The following is a 17139-nucleotide window of genomic DNA, read 5'->3' as shown; positions in this document are numbered from 1 at the left end:
GTCAGTGCTCTTGCCGCTGAAGCAGCGTGCCCTGACAGGCCATTCATCCATTCAGGGCTGCGCCCGAGCGGGCGTCAGTCCCAGCGGTGAGCGCAGCGTCAGCGCGTCCAGGCGCAGGCCCACGGGAAACTTGTTGGCATCCAGGCCCGCATCGCGCGGCGCGATGGGCGGCGGCCCCTTGAGGGTCAGGCTGAAGCTGCCGTCGCTCGCGATCAGCGCGGCGGGCACCTCGACCTCGAAGCGCTCATAACGGCCGCCTACCGGCCAGCGCGTGACGGTCTGCTCCCCGATCATGACTTCCACCGGCAGCGCGGCGGCCGAATCCGGGAAGCGTGACAGCTCAAGCGCCACGACCACGGCCTGCGAGCCTGCCGGCGAGACCTCGGGCGCCACCCGCAGGCGCAAGGTGACCTCCGCCAGCCGCGCACTGACCGGCACATCTGGCTGGGGCGAGTAGAAACCGGCCCACAGCACGCCGCAATTGCCCAGCGGCTCGCCCTTGCGGATGGGGTAGCGCTCACCGGGCGTCAGTACCGGCACCTCGCCCATCGGCCGGTAACAGGTGGTGGCATGCTCGATGAAGTAGCGCCGGTAGTGATCATCGACCCTGGGCGTGCGCGCCAGCCACAGCAGGGTGAGTTCGAAGGCCAACACCACCACGGTGGCCAGCAGCCACCAGACCCGCTGGCTGCGCCGTGGCCGTGGCGCGCCATACAGGGCATCAGACGAGCCAGAAGACGGTGTCATACCAGTTCTCCACCAGCCAGAGATTAGCGAGCGCGCCCAGCATGACCAGGCCCCAGGCCAGCATGCGTGGCAGACGAGTGAGCAGGTCATGCAGGGCCAGCACGAACACCGGCATGCCGATCATGTAGCGCGGAATAGCGTCCAGCCCGGTCGCCAGCGGTACGAACAGCGTGAAGCCCGCCAGCCCCATCTCCAGCCAGCGCCGCTGCACGCCCAGCCAGCCGATCAGGCCGACACCGACCAGCGCCATGCTCGCCTGCCACGCCGGGCGCAGCGTCTCCGGCGCGCTCTGCCAGTAGCTCAGCCCTTCAATGAGGTTGGTGAGGGGATTGCCCATCTCACGGCCCCAGGAAATCTGCACATGACTGAAGGCCAGCGCGTCACCCGTCCGGTGATAGAGCAGCGCCATGAACAGGAACAGCCCCAAGGGCCCCACCACGCCGATCAGCAGCCAATCGGGCCGCCGCCACAGCTCGGCGAAAGCCCGCAGGCGCAGGCGCGCCACAAGCTCGATTCCCATCGCGATGACCCAGAACACCCCGGTGGCGCGGGTCATCGACAACAGCAGCGTCCAGAGCATCACGCGGCCGGTACGCTGACAGCGCCAGTCGATCAATGACGCCAGACACAGCAGCCAGAACAGTGACTCGGAATAGAGCGCGCTGAAATAGAAGCTGTACGGCATGCTGGCCGCCAGCCACACGAACAGCAGCAACGGCGCGCCGGGGCGCGTGATGGCCAGATAGCGACAGCCCAGCCCCAGCGCGACGGCCAGCAAGGCATTGCTCAGGAGCACGCCCATCAGCTCGGGGTCCAGCTGACCGCCCAGCGTCACCAGCCACAGTAGCGCCGGATAGAGCGGGAAGAAGGCCCAGTTGGCGGCGTCGCCATCGCTCATGCCGCGCGCCTCGACATCGTAGCCGCGCGTCATGATGCCCTTGAACCAGCTGCCGTCGAACTGCGCCATGGCGTGCAGATAACTGTGATCGCCCCACAGCGCGATGGCGAGCCAGACGGCGCGCGTCACCAGCAGCGCCAGCAGGATATGCCCCCAGGGAATGCGCACGGCCTGCGCCCGCGCGAGTGCCTCGGCAGGGGGCGGCGTCTCGGCTGCCAATGTCTTGAGGCGCTCCCCCAGCGTCGAGCGCGGTCCTGCGGTGACGCTGTCATTCATGCATGGTCTTCCTTGAAGGCCCACAGCCGTGAGGCCAGATAGGTCATGATCGGCACCGAGAGCGTGGCGATCGCGATGGCGACGAAGCCCGACAGATCCAGCCCCTGCATCAGCAGTGCCAACAGGCCATTGTTGAGCGCAAAGCCGCCCGCCGCGACCAGCCCGAAACGCCAGGCACTGCCCTGGCGCTTGAAGGTCAGCCGGCGATGGCCGACCAGCGAGACCTGAAAGGCGACGCAGAAGGCAATGATATTGGCGATGAATTCATTGAGCTGCGGCCACAGGAACAGCAGCAAGGCGGCGACGCCCAGGTGCACGCCCGTCGCGGCCAGCCCGACCAGCCCGAAGCGGGTCGCGGTGCCCGCCTCCTCCCTGGCGCGGGCAGTGACTGGCCTGTCGGACTCGCTGACGCCCTCACGATCAGCGCTCAAGTGATTCACCTCGCGCCGCATCGCGTGACGCGCCGCGCACGACTCGCGCAGTGCTCAGGCCGCTATCGAGGCCCCTGTCCGGTGACACGCTGCCCGGCGGGCTGTCGTGCAGGCTGTCATGGTCGATCAGGTAAAGCGGACGCTGCTTGGTTTCCATGAACAGACGACCGAGGTATTCGCCCAGCACGCCGATCGAGATCAGCTGCATGCCGCCGAAGAACAGGATCGCGACCATCAGTGAGGCATAGCCCGGCGCATCGGCGCCGAACAGCACCGTCTTGCTGATGATCACCAGGATATAGAGGAAGGACAGAGCGGCGACGACACTGCCGATATAGGTCCAGACCCGCAGCGGCCAGGTCGAGAAGCTCACCACGCCATCGAGGGCGAAGTTCCACAGCTTCCAGTAGTTGAACTTGGTGGTGCCGGCCGTGCGCGACGGGCGCTGGTAGGTGACGCCCACCGAGCGATAGCCGGGCCATGAGAACAGGCCCTTCATGAAGCGATTGCGCTCGGGCAGGCGCCGCAGCGCCTCGACGACACGGCGGTCCAGCAGGCGGAAGTCGCCCGCATCGCGCGGTATCTCGGTGAAGGTCAGGCGGTTGAAGACGCGATAGAACCAGCCTGCCGTCTTGCGCTTGGTGGCGGTGTCTTCATTACGCGCGGCGCGTACGCCATAGACCATGTCGTAGCCGGCCTGCCATTGGCTGATGAACTCGAGAATCACCTCCGGCGGGTCCTGCAGATCGACATCCATCGGCACGATGGCATCGCCACGCGCCTGCTCGATGCCGGCGGACATGGCCGCTTCCTTGCCGAAGTTGCGTGTCAGGCTCAGGTAGCGCACGCGGGCATCGCCGGCCGCCGCGGCCTCCAGACACGCCAGGGTGCCGTCGGTCGAGCCATCATCGACGAACAGCACTTCAAGGTGTGGCACCTGCGAGCCCAGAGTCTTCTCGATGGCCTCCAGAAAGAGACCGATGGTCTCCTCCTCGTTCATCACCGGCACCACCAATGACAAGACCCAGTCACCGGAAAGGCGGCGCGACATGTCGCGGGGAATGTGCCCCGACGAGGACTGCCGGCCAGACGCCTGGCCGCAGGATGCATCAGCTGAAGACCGCATGGTATTTCCTCCATCGAGAGCCCCGTCATTCATACACGCCAGGGCATCATCATCTGACAAGGTGAGAGTGAAGAGGACACAGGTGCTGCACCAGCGGCTTACCAGACACTCTCCCGTTCTCGATCGGCGCCCCTCCTCCCTCCGCTCCATTACCTCTTGGGGCCGAGGGCGACGAATACAACGCAGCGTCAATGCTGACGGTGACCAGCGCGAACCGGTCTGCCGGCTGCAAGAATCCGTGAAAAGCTCCGCACAGCGCCAGACATCGGCAAGGGCTTGCGAGGGTTTACGAGGGCTTGCGAGAGCGGTCTGCGCGGGTCATTGAGCGCGACACCACCTCGCTGCGTTATAGAGCCTGCGGCCTCAACAAGTAAAGCCTGAATCACTCAAGGGCTCGCAAGCCATGCCCTTGAGCCATGCCTTTAGCCCTAAACAAACACGGCCGCTCCAGGGAGCGGCCGTGTTTGTTGATGTAATGATTAGAGCCCGCGCAATCGCGTTACTGGCTGGACGCGAGGGTCACCAGCGTGATGAGCAAAAGACACCAGCTCAGCGGCGCCCCCAGCAGCCAGGCGCGGGTCGCATGGCGCGGCACCAGGCCGACGCCATGCGTGAAGCCGGCGCCCAGCCCCCACAGCGCGACCAGCAACATCAGATAGCGCGGTCCTGTCTGCATCGAGGCTATCGCATCCGGCCCCAGCAGCATCCAGATGGCCACCATGGCAGACAGCAGCAGCGAGGCCAGATGGGCAGGTCGAGTTCGGCACCAGGCCGGTGGTCGTGAGGCGTACCAGGGTCGTGACATCGAGCTCTCCTTGATCGGAACGGTCAGCGGCGCAGAAGTAACGTTGGGGGCCGCCTCACTCAATCATCGTCAAAGGTGTGGGTCTGCTCAAGCCACAATGCATTGATGATGCCCGCGAAGCAGGCCAGCAACACACCGAGAATCCAGGCGAAATACCACATGGTGTCGTCTCCTGGCGAGGGCACTGCCCTCGCCTGTTGATAGCAAATGGGAGCAATTGGCTCAGCTAGCTCAACTCAATTCAGATCAGCTCAACTCAGATCAGCTCAACTCAGGTCAGCGCACCTCAATACAGGCTGTGACCGTCCTGCTCGATATGCGCGACGGTGACGCGACGCCACATCTTCACGTAGCACCAGGTGGTGTAGAGGATGATGGTCGGCACCATCACCAGCCCCGCCACGGTGACGATGGAGAGCGTCAGCTCGCTGGAAACGGAATCCCACAGCGTCAGGCTGGCCTCGCTCATGCGCGAGGACGGCACGATGAACGGGAACATGCTGATGCCCGCGGTGGCGACCACACCCCCTACCCCGACGGAGCTTGCCGTGAAGGCCGCGCCGCCCTTGCGCCGGGCCGACAGCACCATCGCGGCCAGCACACCGACCACTGCGCTGAGCGGTGCCAGCAGCGTCAGCGGCTCACGCGCATAGACATCCAGCCAGCTGCCTGGCCCGACCTGCTTGTCGAGCAGCTTCAAGGCCGAAGCGGTATCGCCCATCTGATCGATGCTGTAGCCCATGCCGGACAGCCACACCCACAGGCCGCCCAGCGCGAACAGCCCCAGCGTCAGCAGGCCCAGCGGCTGCACCAGACGCGCGCTGCGTGCGGCGACGGCCTCATCGGCACGTGCCACCAGCCAGGTGCCGCCATGCAGCATCACCATCACGATGGACAGCGCCGCACACAGCAAAGCGAAGGGGTTGAACAGCCCCAGGTAGCTGCCGGCGTAGCTGGCACGCATGAACTGATCGACTTCCAGCGGCACGCCCTGCAGCAGGTTGCCGAAGATCAGCCCGAAGAAGGCGGTGGGAATCAGGCTGCCGGCGACGATGCCGCGGTCCCACCAGCCACGCCACTGGGTGTTCTCGAGCTTGGAGCGATAGTCAAAGCCCAGCGGGCGGAAGAACAGCGAGAACAGGATGGTCAGCATCGCGAAATAGAAACTGGAGAACACGGCGCCGTAGACCACCGGCCACACCGCGAACACCGCGCCGATGGCGGTGACCAGCCATACCTGATTGCCATCCCAGTGCGGGGCCAGGGTATTGATCACCACACGGCGCTCGCTGTCATTGCGGCTGACCAGCGGCATCAGCATCGCCGCGCCCATGTCCATGCCATCGGTGATGACGAAGCCGATCAGCAGCAGCCCTACCGCCACCCACCAGAACAGCTTGAGGATCTCGTAATCCCACATGATCCGTTACTCCTTGAATGACAGCGAAGGATTGAGTGACATGCCGTCATCTTCGGACATGGCGCCATGGTGGATGCCGCTGCGCTCGAAGTGATAGCGACCGGTGTGCAGGGAAGACGGCCCCTTGCGCGCGAAGTGGAACATCAGCCACATCTCGATGACGAAGAACAGGCTGTAGAAGGCCAGGAAGCCACCGATGGACCACCACAGGTCGGACTCATCCAGACTCGAGGCCGCCATGAAGGTCGGCAGGATCTCCCCCACCGCCCACGGCTGACGCCCGAATTCGGCCACGAACCAGCCGGTTTCCACGGCGATGAACGGCAGCGGGATCGACAGCAGGCAGATCCACAGGAAGGGCCGCACGTCGAAGCGCTGCTTGGCGGTCATCCACACCGCCGCGATGAAGATCACCAGCATCGCCATGCCGCAGGCGACCATGATGCGGAACGAGAAGAACATCGGCGCGACCGGCGGAATCGAGTCGGCGGCGGCCTTGTCGATCATCTCCGGCGTGGCATCTGACGGAGTCTCGACGTAGCGCTTGAGCAGCATGCCGTAACCGAGATCATCCTTGACCGCATCGAAGGCCTTGCGGGTCGCGATGTCGTCCTGGCCATCACGCAGCTGCTGGAGCAGGTCATAGGCCTGCATGCCATTGAGGATGCGTCCGCGGTGCTCCTCGGTCAGCTCCTTGATGCCGGGAATCTCGGTATCCAGCGAGCGCGTGCCGATCAGGCCCATCACATAGGGAATATGGATGCCGTAATCGGTGTGCTGGGTCTCCTCGTTGGGCAGACCGATCAGCGTGAAGGACGCCGGCGCCGGCTCGGTTTCCCACATCGCCTCGATGGCGGCCATCTTGGCCTTCTGGACATCCCCGACTTCATAACCGGACTCATCGCCCAGCACGATCACCGAAGCCACCGAGAACAGACCGAAGGCGGCGGCGATGGCGAAGCTGCGCTTGGCAAAGCCCAGGTCACGCCCCTTGAGCAGGTAGAAGGCGCTGATGCCGAGCACGAACATGGCGCCGGTCACATAGCCTGCCGACACGGTATGCACGAACTTGGCCTGGGCGACCGGGTTGAAGATGACATCCGCGAAGCTGGTCAGCTCCATGCGCATGGTCTCGAAATTGAAGGCCGCACCGACCGGATTCTGCATCCAGCCGTTGGCGATCAGGATCCACAGCGCCGAGAAGTTGGAGCCGAAGGCCACAAGCCAGGTCACCATCAGGTGCTGACGCTTGGTCAGGCGGTCCCAGCCGAAGAAGAACAGGCCGACGAAGGTGGACTCGAGGAAGAAGGCCACCAGGCCCTCGATGGCCAGCGGCGCACCGAAGATGTCGCCGACGTAATGCGAGTAGTAGGCCCAGTTGGTGCCGAACTGGAATTCCATCGTCAGGCCAGTGGCCACGCCAAGAGCGAAGTTGATACCGAACAGCTTGCCCCAGAACCTGGTCATGTCCTGGTAGACCTGCTTGCCGGTCATGACATACAGGGATTCCATGATGGCCAGCAGGAAAGCCATGCCGATGGTCAATGGTACGAACAGGAAGTGGTAGAGCGCGGTCATGCCGAACTGGAACCGCGACAGCTCCACGACGGTATCGGAGATCATGTCTTAACCCCTTTGCGATAAGGCGGACGGTCAGGCTGCCGTCCCTGCATGCGCTTGCCACCGACGTCGGACGGACACATCAGGCCGACTCTCGCCGGCAAGCACACAGGCAATGGCACCGTGGCACCAAGACCTTGGTCGGCATTGTCTACCCTCCCGCGCCAGTCTCCAGATGTCAGGTTGTCGCACTCACCGGGCGCATGTCGCACCCGCTACCTCCGCCAAGTGCCTGCTGTCACTGGACAACTCCGCTGCAAGCCGCATGGATGCTGGAGCGGCGGGCCTCGCTGGCCTGGCGCCATCTCAACGCTGACTCTGCGCACCCCTGCGCGCGCTGCGACCATCGACCACACTGCGACGTTGCACCACGCTGCGACCGACTGGCGCACCCAAGCGCCGCCAGTCGCCGCGCAGCAAGCCATCACGGCCCCGCGCCATTGACGCGCTGGGAAGGAGAGTTTTGTGCCGCAGGCCTGTCACTTCCCCAGCAGGCTAACTATCATGGCCAGTCATCGCAGCGCTCACCGCCAAGGATTGCCAGTGAACGCTTACCGCCTATCACCCGAGACCGTGATTCCTACCTGACATGACGCATCGCTCCCCCATTCATCCCTCTGCTGGTCACACCGCCACCACCAGCCCCAGCGCCACGGCGCCGCGCGGCCACGGCGATTACTGCGAAGCCGGCCTCGCCCGCCTGCTGGAGCAGCACGACCTCAATAGCTTCGATGCCCTGTGGCAAGTGGCAGCCCACGACGTCGACGCGCCGAATCGTGAACGCGGCGGCGTCTCGACGGTTTCGCTGCTGACGCTCGAGGATGAGGACGGCAACAGTCATCGCCTCTATCTCAAGCGCCAGACCAACCACCTGGGCCGCAGCCTGGCGCGCCCGCTGGGCGAACCGACCTTCTCTCGCGAATGGCGTGCCATCCGCCACTATCACGCGCTGGGAATACCGGCAGTGGACGCCGGCTGGTACGGCGAGCGGCGTGCTGGCCGGGAATGGCGCGCCATCCTGATCACCTTCGATCTCGCCGGGCGCGATGATCTGGATCACTGGCATGAACGCTGGGCGGAACTCGATGCCGGCATGCGCTCTCAGGTCATCACCGCCAGCGCCCGCCTCGTTCGCGAGATTCATCAGGCTGGCCTGATGCATGGCTGTCTGTTCCCCAAGCACCTCTTCCTCAGTCGCCCGCCGAGTGAGTCGCCGAACAGCACCTGGCAGATGGACGCCGTCATCATCGACCTCGAGAAGACGCGCCGCTTCGTGCTGCGCCGCCACGAGTGCCTGCGCGATCTCTACGTGCTGTGGCGCCGCCTGAAGAGCTGGCAGCACGATGAATGGCGACAATTTCTTGCCGTCTATCGCGATGCGGATGCGCAGAGCGCCGAGGTCAGTCAGTGGCTGAAAGAGCTGGAAGCACGCGCCGCACGCAAGCGGCGCTGAGCCTGCAGAGGCCGGAAATGACCTTTGCGTAGTGAACACTAACCTCGCGCACGGCATGCGACCAAGGTCTTGGTCACCTTGCGCGAGGATGAATGGGGATGTCGCTCGAATGCGTCACCACAAGTCTCACTCGTGAGACATTAAACTTCCCTGAAATAATCGGTAACATCCGCTAACAGGACGCCTAATAAGTTTTCAAACAACGTTCTAAAAAAAGCTTGCCAAACAGAACGCTGTTTTTTATAGTTTGCAGCGTCCCCTGATCGACGCAGCCACGCAGAGCACACGGCCCAAGCCGTAGGGTAGCGAGGCACTGCTGACAGGCAGCTCACGAAGCCAAGCTTCAAGGAGAACTACACATGAAAGCTATCAAGATCCTGACCGCTACTGTTATCGCCGGCACCATGGCAATGGGCGCACAATCCGCCATGGCATATGGCAAGGGTGATACCTTCCTGCGCGGTGGCGTTGCCAAGGTCGACGGCAAGAGCAACAACGGCAACGGTCTGATCGCCAAGGACGAGTCTGGCTTCGCCGGTTCCGTGGGCTACATGTTCCACGACAACCTGGCCATCGCCCTGCAGTCCACTGAAGAATTCAGCACTGACTGGGAAAACAGCGCCGGTGGTTTCGATCAGATGCCGATCAACCTGATGCTGCAGTACTACCCGCTGGGCGGTACTGAAGCCCGCGTCCAGCCGTACGCTGGTGTCGGCCTGAACTACACCCACTTCTCCGGTGAGTCTGCCGGTGGCCAGAGCATGGACATCGACGACAGCTACGGCGCCGCTGCCGAGCTGGGTGTGGACCTCAAGATCACCGAAGCCTGGGCCGTCAACGGCTTCGCTCGTTACGCCGACGTCAAGGCCGATACCAAGATCGCCGGACAGGACGTGAACGACACCGAGCTGGACCCGGTCACTGTCGGTGCCGGTGTCACCTACCGCTTCTAAGTCCTTGCACGAGGCGTGAACATGCCTCCAGCGAGTACCTGGCAAGCCGTGTGATGCCGCGTCATGAAAACGTCAGCGATGGAGCTCGGCAACGCCGAGCCGTCCAGGCGCCAGATGGGCATCACACACAAACGCCGCAGACCTTCGGGTCTGCGGCGTTTTCGTTGTGGGCAGCCAACGGCTACATGGCCGATCTTCAGCGACGTGGCGCAGAAATTGACCTGGATCAACCACGTCCCTGACCGAGCAAGAACGCCCGTAAACTCTTGCCCCAGATCAAATTTCTCGAAATTCGGCTACCTAGAATGAGGGCATTGTTTCCCGCCATCCTTCAGGAGCCATCATGTCCGACGTCGTCTCTCGCTCAGCCTCCCTCCCCGCGCACCTGACTTCGCGCAGCCCGCGCTCTGCGGCACGCCCGTGGCAGATTCTGGCACTGGCAGGCCTCACCAGCCTCGCGACTCTCGGCGCCACACCGGCCATGGCCGCCGACTCGCTGAATGCCAGCTCTCACAGCTCTCTCAACTCTCTCAGCTCGCTCAACTACGGCGCCGGACAGTTCTGGACGCGTGCAGGTGTCGCCAAGGTCTCGCCGAAGAGTGACAACGGTCGCATCGATGCCATCGGTGCCGACGTGGATGTCGATGATGACAGCGCCTTTGCCTTCACTCTCGGCTATCGCTTCACCGACACCTTCGGTATCGAGCTGCTGGCGGCGCAGGATTTCGACCACGACATCTCGCTCAATGGCCAGAAAGCCGGTTCCGTCGATCACCTGCCGCCGACCCTGACACTGCAGTACTACCCGCTTGGCGGACGTGAATCGCGCATTCAGCCGTACATCGGCGCGGGCGTCAACTACACCCACTTCTCCGATGAAACCCTCGACGATGGCACCAAGCTCGAGATGGATGACAGCTGGGGCGCGGCCGCACAGATCGGCGTCGATCTGGTGATCAACGAGCACTGGGCGGCCAACGTCGCCGCCTGGTATCTGGATATCGATTCCGATGTCACCGTGGCGGGCAGCGTCAACGACAAGGTCGAGATCGACCCCATCGTGACCATGGCCGGGATCAGCTATCGCTTCTGATCAGCCACTTCCTGGCTAGCGCTTCTGACTGGTCAGAAACGACAACGCCCCGCCAGCCCATCTCGGGCCGGCGGGGCGTTGTGCGTTGTGCGTTGTGCGTTGTGAGTTGTGCGCTCGGCACGCCTCAGCGCGGGGCGGCTTGCCCGCTGTTCGTTACCGAGGCCTTGGAAGTTGCTGAAGCTATTGAGGTTGAGGGCGTTGAAGGCGAAGGCGGCATGGCGTCGTCGGCCGGCGCCTTGCTCACCTTGCCCGGACGCGGGCGGTCCAGCACCAGCCCCAGCACCACCAGTGCCGCGCCCGCCACCATCAGCGCGGTCCACTGCTCATCGAACAGCCACCATGCCATCAGCGCGGCACACGGCGGCACCAGGAAGAAGGTGCGCGCGACCTGATGGGCCTCGCCCCGCTCCAGCATCAGCATCAGCAGCCAGATGGCACCGACCGAGATGGCGATCACCAGCCAGGCCATGGTCAGCAGCAGACGCGGCGTGGGGTCAAAGGCAAAGCTGCCGACACTGGTCGCCGCGACGACGAACACCGCGCCCGCACCGAGATACTGGAACATCAGCCCCTCGACCAGCCCCATGCGCCCGGAGACCCGCTTCTGCCACAGCGTCGAGCTGGACACGCCGATCAGCGCCACCAGGCACCAGACGAGCCCGATCAGCGGCCACTCCAGGGTACCCGCGCCATCCTTGGCAAGCCCTGCCCCCAGCACCAGACTGACGCCGATGGCGCCACAGCCAAGCCCCGCCCACTGCTTGGCGCCCAGCCGCACGCCGAACAGCGGCAGTGACAAGGCCGCCGTCACCAGTGGATGCAGGCTGACCAGCAGCGCCGTCAGGCCCGCCGGCAGCCCCGCCTTGACCGCCGCGAACACGCCGCCCAGGTAGGCGCCATGCAACAGCATGCCAATGCCCATCTGCGCCAGACGGTCATTGCGCCGGCCCCACTGACGCGGCTTGCGGCGCAGCCATAGAATCAACCCCAGCACCGGCAGCACCAGCAGGCTGCGCACCAGCAGCAAGGTGAAGGGTTCAGCGTCCAGGGTGCCGAAGCGCGCGGCGATGAAGCCGCTGGCGAACAGAAACACGAAGCAAAGTGGCATCCACATCACGCAGACTCCAGCGAGAGAAATGACAAGCGGTCGGCCCATAGGCAGGTGCAGGACGTGCACCGACGGGACCACGACATGAGCCTTCAGCTTGCCGCGAACCCTCAAGGGGGCACAAGATACAGATAATCACCAATTCAAGGGGTACAGACAGGCATGTCATCCGCCGAGCACGCTTCGTCCGCCAGCCGCCCTTCGCTTGCAGGCCCCGCCATCAACTCAACCACCAGCTCAACCGCCAGCTCAGGCGCCACAGCCGCGACGCTGCCGCGCTATCAGCAGCTGGTCGAGCGGCTCAAGACCCAGATGGCGACGGGTAAACTGAGCGCGGGACAGCGCCTGCCTTCGCTCAGGCGGCAGGCGGCGCAGTCGGGGCTCGGCCTCAACAGCGTGATTCGTGCCTATGGCGAGCTGGAGGCGGCGGGCCTGATCATCGCCGAACCGCGTGCCGGCTATCGGGTCGCGCCAGCGACGCAGGCTGCTCACGACGCGGATGCCCTGAATACCGACTCACAGACCAGCCCGGCTTCATCTCGCCACCCCGACGAGCTAGAGCACGGGCAGCGAGAGTCACATCACAGGCCGCGCGCCATCACCACCCTCACCATCAGTGACCCGGCCTGGCAGGCGATGGCGAATGCCAGTGATCCGCGCCTGGCGCCGTTAGGTGCCGCTCACCCAGAGCTGGACGCCCCCGCCGTGCGTCGCCTGTATCGTCTGGCGCGCACTCAGCTCGGGGCGCATGCCCAGCATCCCAGCGCCTATGCCCTACCGCCGGGCTCGAGCGCGCTGCGCACCGCCATCGCCCAGCACCTCAGCCACCACGGCCATCCCTGTGACAGCGACGCCCTGTTGATCAGCCAGGGGGCGCAGCATGGCATGTCCCTGCTGCTCGGCCAGCTGCGTGCCGCCAAGGGCCGCTGTCGGATCGGCGTCGAAGCGCCGGGCTATTTCGGCATCGTGGCTGCCATCGAAGCCCAGGGCCATCAGGCGATCGCCATTCCGGCCCGCGCGCACCAGGGACTGGATGTCGCGGCGCTCGAGCGTCTGCTCGAACGTCATGATGACAAGACGCCCGCCCTGACGCTGGATGCCCTGATCGTGACCGCGGATGGCCACAATCCCCTGGGCGGACAGCTGAGCACGCCAGATCGCCACCGCCTGCTGGCACTGGCGGCCCGCCACGCCATCCTGCTGGTCGAGAACACCACCTTTGCCGAGCTGAGCTTCGATACCCGCCAGCCGTGGCTGGCCGACCTCGCCCATCGCCATGCCGACAGGCCGATGCCTGCGCTGATCAGTCTCGGATCATTTTCCAAGACGCTGGACCCCCGCACCCGCTGCGGCTGGCTGTGGCTGTCACGGCCCGAGCAGGAGTCACCACTGGGGCTGCAGGCGATGATTCGGGCGCGCTGGGCCAATGGCATGGGCGACATGCCGTGGATGCATGCTGCCCTGAGCGAACTGATCACCAGCGGGGATTACGGCCGCCACGTGCAGCGCATGCGACGCTGCTATGCGAGGCGCCTGGAGCGTCTGCGTGCGCACCTGAGCACGGCGCTGGGTGACCGAGTCTGGCTGCCGCCACCGAGCGGCGGCTATCTGCAATGGTGTGGCCTGCCCAGCCTTGAGGCGCGCCAGCTTGAGCAGTTGCATCAGGAGCTGCTGAATGCAGGCATCGCCACCCTGCCCGGCAGCCTGTTCAATGCCGAACAATCCGGCCTGCGTCTCAATGCGGCCCAGCTCGGCGAGGAAGCGATGCAGAACGCTGCGCGGCCCTCTGACGAGATTCCCCGCCAGCAGGAGATACTGGCGCGCCTCACCGCTCACCTGCAAAAAGCCCTCGCACAGGGCGAGGGCTGATTGAGGTGCGATGTCTGGATTTGCTTATGGCACAGACTGTCAGGCCATGCGCAGCGCCTGCTCGCGGCGACGTGCCCACACCTGATTGATCACCAGTGCCGCCACGATGACCGCCCCACCCAGCGCCAGACGCGCCAGGTCGGCGTCGCGGTTCCAGATCAGCAGATTGACCAGCAGGCCCGCCGGCACCAGCGCATTGTTCATGATCGCCAGCGTGCCGGCATCGACCCGCGTCGCGCCCTTGTTCCACAGGAAGTAGCCCAGCCCCGAGGCCACGATGCCCAGCCAGCCCAGCACCACGAAGTGCACCGGCTGCGACGGCAGCTTGTCGGTACTGCCGAACAGCAGGAACATCACGATCACCAGCGCCAGCGCGCCGAGATAGAACCAGCCGAACACATGGCGATGGGCGACATCCGCCGGCAGCTGCGGAGCAACCTGACGATAGGCCACCTGCCCGATGGCAAAGCACAGATTGGCACCCTGCACGACCGCAAAGCCGAGCCAGAAGCCGTCACTGACCCCGTTGTAGCGAATGATCGCCGCACCCAGCACCGCAATCGCGGCGGTCAGCAGGTAGAATGGCGACAGGCGCTTGTTCATCAGGTCATCGAGCAAGGTGATGTAGATAGGCGTGAAGATGGTGAACAGCAGCACTTCCGGCACGGGCAGCAGCAGGAAGGAGCGATAGAAGAAGATGTACATCAGGCCGAGCTGGATCGCGCCGATGGCCATCAACTGGAAGCGCAGACGACCGCTGATCGCCCGCGGGCGCATGAACGGCGCAAAGATCAGGCACGCCAGCACGATACGCGTCAGTACGGCCAGATAGCTATCGACCTGACCGGACAGATAGACGCCGATCAGGGAAAACGAGAAGGCCCAGAGGGCCGTGACACCAATCAGGTAGGACATGACGAGTAAACTCGGTAGCCAGAAGAAGTTGACACCAATTGTAACCCTCTATGCGCTGCTCGCGCAGATCCGCCGGCTGGATTTTTCGTCACGCTCCGGCCCGGCCTCGCGCAATGCCTGGTCTGGCCAGGGAAGCGGCGAGGTGACGGTCACCCGCGAAGCCCCAGCCTTCCCCCACGACGGGTCACGACAGGCGGCTCAGCAAGAGGAGGAGAGTGTGGTATTTCTCGAGCAGGGCCAGTTCCAGCTCGAGGGCCAGTCATCCAGCGTCAACTTCCACAACCGCTATCGCTGGCAGCTGGCTGCGGATGGCGAGGCGCTGTCGCTCAGTCATGAACGTCGTGGCCGCGATGCCGCCGTCTTCCTGTTCGACTTGGTGGCCGACAGCGCTCGAGGCGAAGATCACTTCGTCAGTCGTGAAGCGCATCTGTGCATCGATGATCTCTACGCCGCCACGCTGGTCATCGTGCGCGATGAGGTGGGCAATGCCCTGGGCTTTGATCTCGACTGGCGCATCACCGGCCCGCGCAAGGATGAACACCTCGCCTACCGCTATCGCTGCTGAGCGCGACCAGCACTGGCAAAGACCGCTGACGGCGTATGACGGGGCCGCTGGCAGCACATGAAAACGCCGCTGACGGAGTGATCCGTCAGCGGCGTTTTTGCTCTGGCAGTCGATACTGACAGTCGATCCTGGCAGCCGATCAGGCCAGCAGACGCGCCTTGAACCACTCACCGATCGCCTCGATTTCCTCGAGACACACGGCGTGCGCCATCGGCCAGGTCTGCCATTCAAGTGGATGACCCAGTGCACGCGCACTCTCGGCGCCCGCCTCACCCAGTGCCAGCGGCACGATATCGTCGTGGGTACCGTGATGGACACTGAGGGCCAGGCCCTGATTGGCGGCGCTCGGCGCAATGGTCGCGCTGGTCGCGAAATAGGTCGAGAGCGCCAGCAAGCCGCCCAGCGGACGCTCGCAGCTCAACGCCGCCTCATAGACCACCGCACCGCCCTGGGAGAAGCCGGCCAGAATGATGCGCTCACTGGCGATGCCCTGGGCGATCTGCTCCTCGATCAAGGCATGCACGTAGGCTGCGGATTCACGCAGCTGCACCTCATCGACGCGCCGGCCGAGATTCATCTCGAGAATGTCGTACCAGGCCGGCATGCGCATGCCGCCATTGACGGTCACGGCCAGCTCCTGTGCATGCGGGAAGACGAAACGCACGCCGTGATTCTCAGGCAGACCCAATGCAGGCACCACGGGCACGAAATCACTGCCGTCAGCACCCAGGCCGTGCAGCCAGATCACGCAGGCATCCGCCTGGGCGCTCGGCTCGATGATCTGAGGGGCACGGTGGCCATGCTGCTGTGATGCGTCACTCATGTTCAGCTCCGGTCGGTAAGAAGGGGAATGCCGCCCAGCCTACCATTGACGCTGGCATCTGCCATGCGATGAGGCTGGCAATCTCACGATGAACAGGCAAATTGCCCTGTCACTCGACGCCCGCCAGCCTCACCGATGCCATAAACGCCATGATGACAGAATATCTTCAGCACCTGTCAATCAAGGGTTCTGCCAATCAAGGGTTCTGGTGCTATTGCAGAATGTCGGCCAGTTCGTTCACATCCTTCACGACATGATCGGGCTTCTTTGACAGCGGGAACAATGCCTTGCCCGGGCGGGCGATGAACGTGGTCTGCAAGCCCGCCTCCTTGGCGCCCGCGACATCCCAGCCATGTGCCGCGACCATCATGGCTTCCTCGGGTTCGACATCAAGCTTGTCCAGCACCCATTCATAGGAACGCAGGTCCGGCTTGTAGATCTGGATATCTTCAATGCTGTAGCGCGCATCGAAATACGGCAGCAATCCCGCGTTTTCGAACTGCGCCTGGACGCCCTTGTTGGACGAGTTGGTCAGGCTGACGATCTTGTAGCCTTCCGCCTTCAGCCTGGCCAGACCTTCCTTGACATCAGGGTGAGGCGGGAGTGTCAGCAACGGGGTGATGATGGCCTTCTTCGCCTGCTCATCCGTCAATTCGACACCGTTGTTCTGCGCGACCACCCGCAACGAGGCGACACCGATCTGCCCGAAATCGTGGTAATCCCGAGTCACGGTAGACACCAGAGAATAATGCAGCATGGTCGAGAACCACAGGGGCAGCAGGTCTTCTCTTCCCCCCAGTGCCTCGCCGACGGAACTGCGCATCGAGGCAAGATCCAGCAGCGTTTCATTGACATCGAAGATCAGCACCTTGGGCTTTTCGACGACATCACCCGCCATCACACTCCCTGACATCAGACCAACGCCCAACACCAATGAACCCGCCACTTTCTTGAGTTTTCCGCGCACCATCATGGGCCTCCACTTGATTGATATCATGGCATCCTGCCTCGGGATATCCGACATGCAGGCCGGCAAT

At 63.9% G+C, this 17139-nt stretch carries 17 protein-coding genes; 5 read left to right on the top strand and 12 right to left on the bottom strand.

Annotated features, from left to right (window positions below):
• Positions 1–51: 51 nt before the first annotated feature.
• The 8 genes from CLAM6_RS05715 to CLAM6_RS05680 form a co-directional block, all read right to left on the bottom strand.
• Complete coding sequence (locus CLAM6_RS05715) at positions 52–747, bottom strand: hypothetical protein (RefSeq protein ID WP_153635385.1); 696 nt, start codon at positions 745–747, stop codon at positions 52–54.
• Complete coding sequence (locus CLAM6_RS05710; RefSeq protein ID WP_153635384.1) at positions 722–1921, bottom strand: hypothetical protein; 1200 nt, start codon at positions 1919–1921, stop codon at positions 722–724. Before CLAM6_RS05710 ends, CLAM6_RS05715 begins: the two co-directional genes overlap by 26 nt.
• Positions 1918–2352 carry a GtrA family protein gene (locus tag CLAM6_RS05705; protein WP_172978632.1) on the bottom strand — a complete coding sequence of 145 codons (435 nt, stop codon included), beginning with the start codon at positions 2350–2352 and terminating at the stop codon, positions 1918–1920. Before CLAM6_RS05705 ends, CLAM6_RS05710 begins: the two co-directional genes overlap by 4 nt.
• Complete coding sequence (locus CLAM6_RS05700; RefSeq protein ID WP_225347777.1) at positions 2342–3478, bottom strand: glycosyltransferase family 2 protein; 1137 nt, start codon at positions 3476–3478, stop codon at positions 2342–2344. Before CLAM6_RS05700 ends, CLAM6_RS05705 begins: the two co-directional genes overlap by 11 nt.
• A 499-nt stretch (positions 3479–3977) precedes the next feature.
• Positions 3978–4283, bottom strand: a complete 306-nt coding sequence (locus tag CLAM6_RS05695) for a cyd operon YbgE family protein (protein ID WP_082388798.1) — start codon at positions 4281–4283, stop codon at positions 3978–3980.
• Between the two features lie 59 nt (positions 4284–4342).
• Positions 4343–4444, bottom strand: a complete 102-nt coding sequence (gene cydX / locus CLAM6_RS05690) for a cytochrome bd-I oxidase subunit CydX (RefSeq protein WP_024951692.1) — start codon at positions 4442–4444, stop codon at positions 4343–4345.
• Between the two features lie 125 nt (positions 4445–4569).
• Positions 4570–5703 (bottom strand): cytochrome d ubiquinol oxidase subunit II, encoded by a 1134-nt coding sequence (cydB, locus tag CLAM6_RS05685; RefSeq protein WP_172978631.1) that lies wholly within the window; start codon positions 5701–5703, stop codon positions 4570–4572.
• Positions 5704–5709: 6 nt separating this feature from the next.
• Positions 5710–7326 carry a cytochrome ubiquinol oxidase subunit I gene (locus CLAM6_RS05680; RefSeq protein WP_153635381.1) on the bottom strand — a complete coding sequence of 539 codons (1617 nt, stop codon included), beginning with the start codon at positions 7324–7326 and terminating at the stop codon, positions 5710–5712.
• Positions 7327–7912: 586 nt separating this feature from the next.
• Here CLAM6_RS05680 and CLAM6_RS05675 point away from each other — a divergent pair.
• The 3 genes from CLAM6_RS05675 to CLAM6_RS05665 all read left to right on the top strand — a co-directional run bounded on the left by CLAM6_RS05675 (position 7913) and on the right by CLAM6_RS05665 (position 10822).
• The gene (locus tag CLAM6_RS05675; RefSeq protein WP_153635380.1) at positions 7913–8776 is read left to right on the top strand and encodes a lipopolysaccharide kinase InaA family protein; all 864 of its coding nucleotides are present in this window, start codon (positions 7913–7915) and stop codon (positions 8774–8776) included.
• Positions 8777–9135: 359 nt separating this feature from the next.
• Entirely contained in the window at positions 9136–9729 is a 594-nt protein-coding gene (locus CLAM6_RS05670; RefSeq protein ID WP_043335424.1) for an OmpW/AlkL family protein, read from the top strand.
• A 481-nt stretch (positions 9730–10210) separates the two neighbouring features.
• The gene (locus CLAM6_RS05665) at positions 10211–10822 is read left to right on the top strand and encodes an OmpW family outer membrane protein (RefSeq protein ID WP_153636803.1); all 612 of its coding nucleotides are present in this window, start codon (positions 10211–10213) and stop codon (positions 10820–10822) included.
• 124 nt (positions 10823–10946) lie between these two features.
• Here CLAM6_RS05665 and CLAM6_RS05660 read toward each other — a convergent pair whose 3' ends face one another.
• On the bottom strand, positions 10947–11936 hold the full coding sequence (locus tag CLAM6_RS05660; RefSeq protein WP_172978630.1) for a DMT family transporter: 990 nt from the start codon (positions 11934–11936) through the stop codon (positions 10947–10949).
• Between the two features lie 156 nt (positions 11937–12092).
• Between CLAM6_RS05660 and CLAM6_RS05655 the strand changes: the two genes are divergently transcribed.
• Positions 12093–13799, top strand: coding sequence for an aminotransferase-like domain-containing protein (locus CLAM6_RS05655; RefSeq protein WP_153635378.1), 1707 nt, complete (start codon positions 12093–12095; stop codon positions 13797–13799).
• Between the two features lie 39 nt (positions 13800–13838).
• Here the strand turns inward: CLAM6_RS05655 and CLAM6_RS05650 are convergent, their stop codons facing one another.
• A complete protein-coding gene (locus tag CLAM6_RS05650; RefSeq protein ID WP_153635377.1) occupies positions 13839–14714 on the bottom strand; it encodes a DMT family transporter in 876 nt (291 codons plus the stop codon).
• On the opposite strand from CLAM6_RS05650, the gene CLAM6_RS05645 reads away from it, so the two are divergent.
• Positions 14713–15279 (top strand): DUF6314 family protein, encoded by a 567-nt coding sequence (locus tag CLAM6_RS05645; RefSeq protein ID WP_153635376.1) that lies wholly within the window; start codon positions 14713–14715, stop codon positions 15277–15279. The two genes, CLAM6_RS05650 and CLAM6_RS05645, sit on opposite strands and share 2 nt — an antisense overlap.
• Positions 15280–15418: 139 nt before the next feature.
• On the opposite strand, the gene CLAM6_RS05640 is transcribed toward CLAM6_RS05645, so the two are convergent.
• On the bottom strand, positions 15419–16102 hold the full coding sequence (locus CLAM6_RS05640) for an alpha/beta hydrolase (RefSeq protein WP_153635375.1): 684 nt from the start codon (positions 16100–16102) through the stop codon (positions 15419–15421).
• Positions 16103–16313: 211 nt separating this feature from the next.
• Complete coding sequence (locus CLAM6_RS05635; RefSeq protein ID WP_225347775.1) at positions 16314–17126, bottom strand: haloacid dehalogenase type II; 813 nt, start codon at positions 17124–17126, stop codon at positions 16314–16316.
• Positions 17127–17139: the final 13 nt, after the last annotated feature.

This window comes from Cobetia sp. AM6 (assembly GCF_009617955.1).
GTDB lineage: Bacteria > Pseudomonadota > Gammaproteobacteria > Pseudomonadales > Halomonadaceae > Cobetia > Cobetia amphilecti.
The sequence above is the reverse complement of the archived record's forward strand: the minus strand, read 5'-3'. Positions and strand labels throughout refer to the sequence as shown.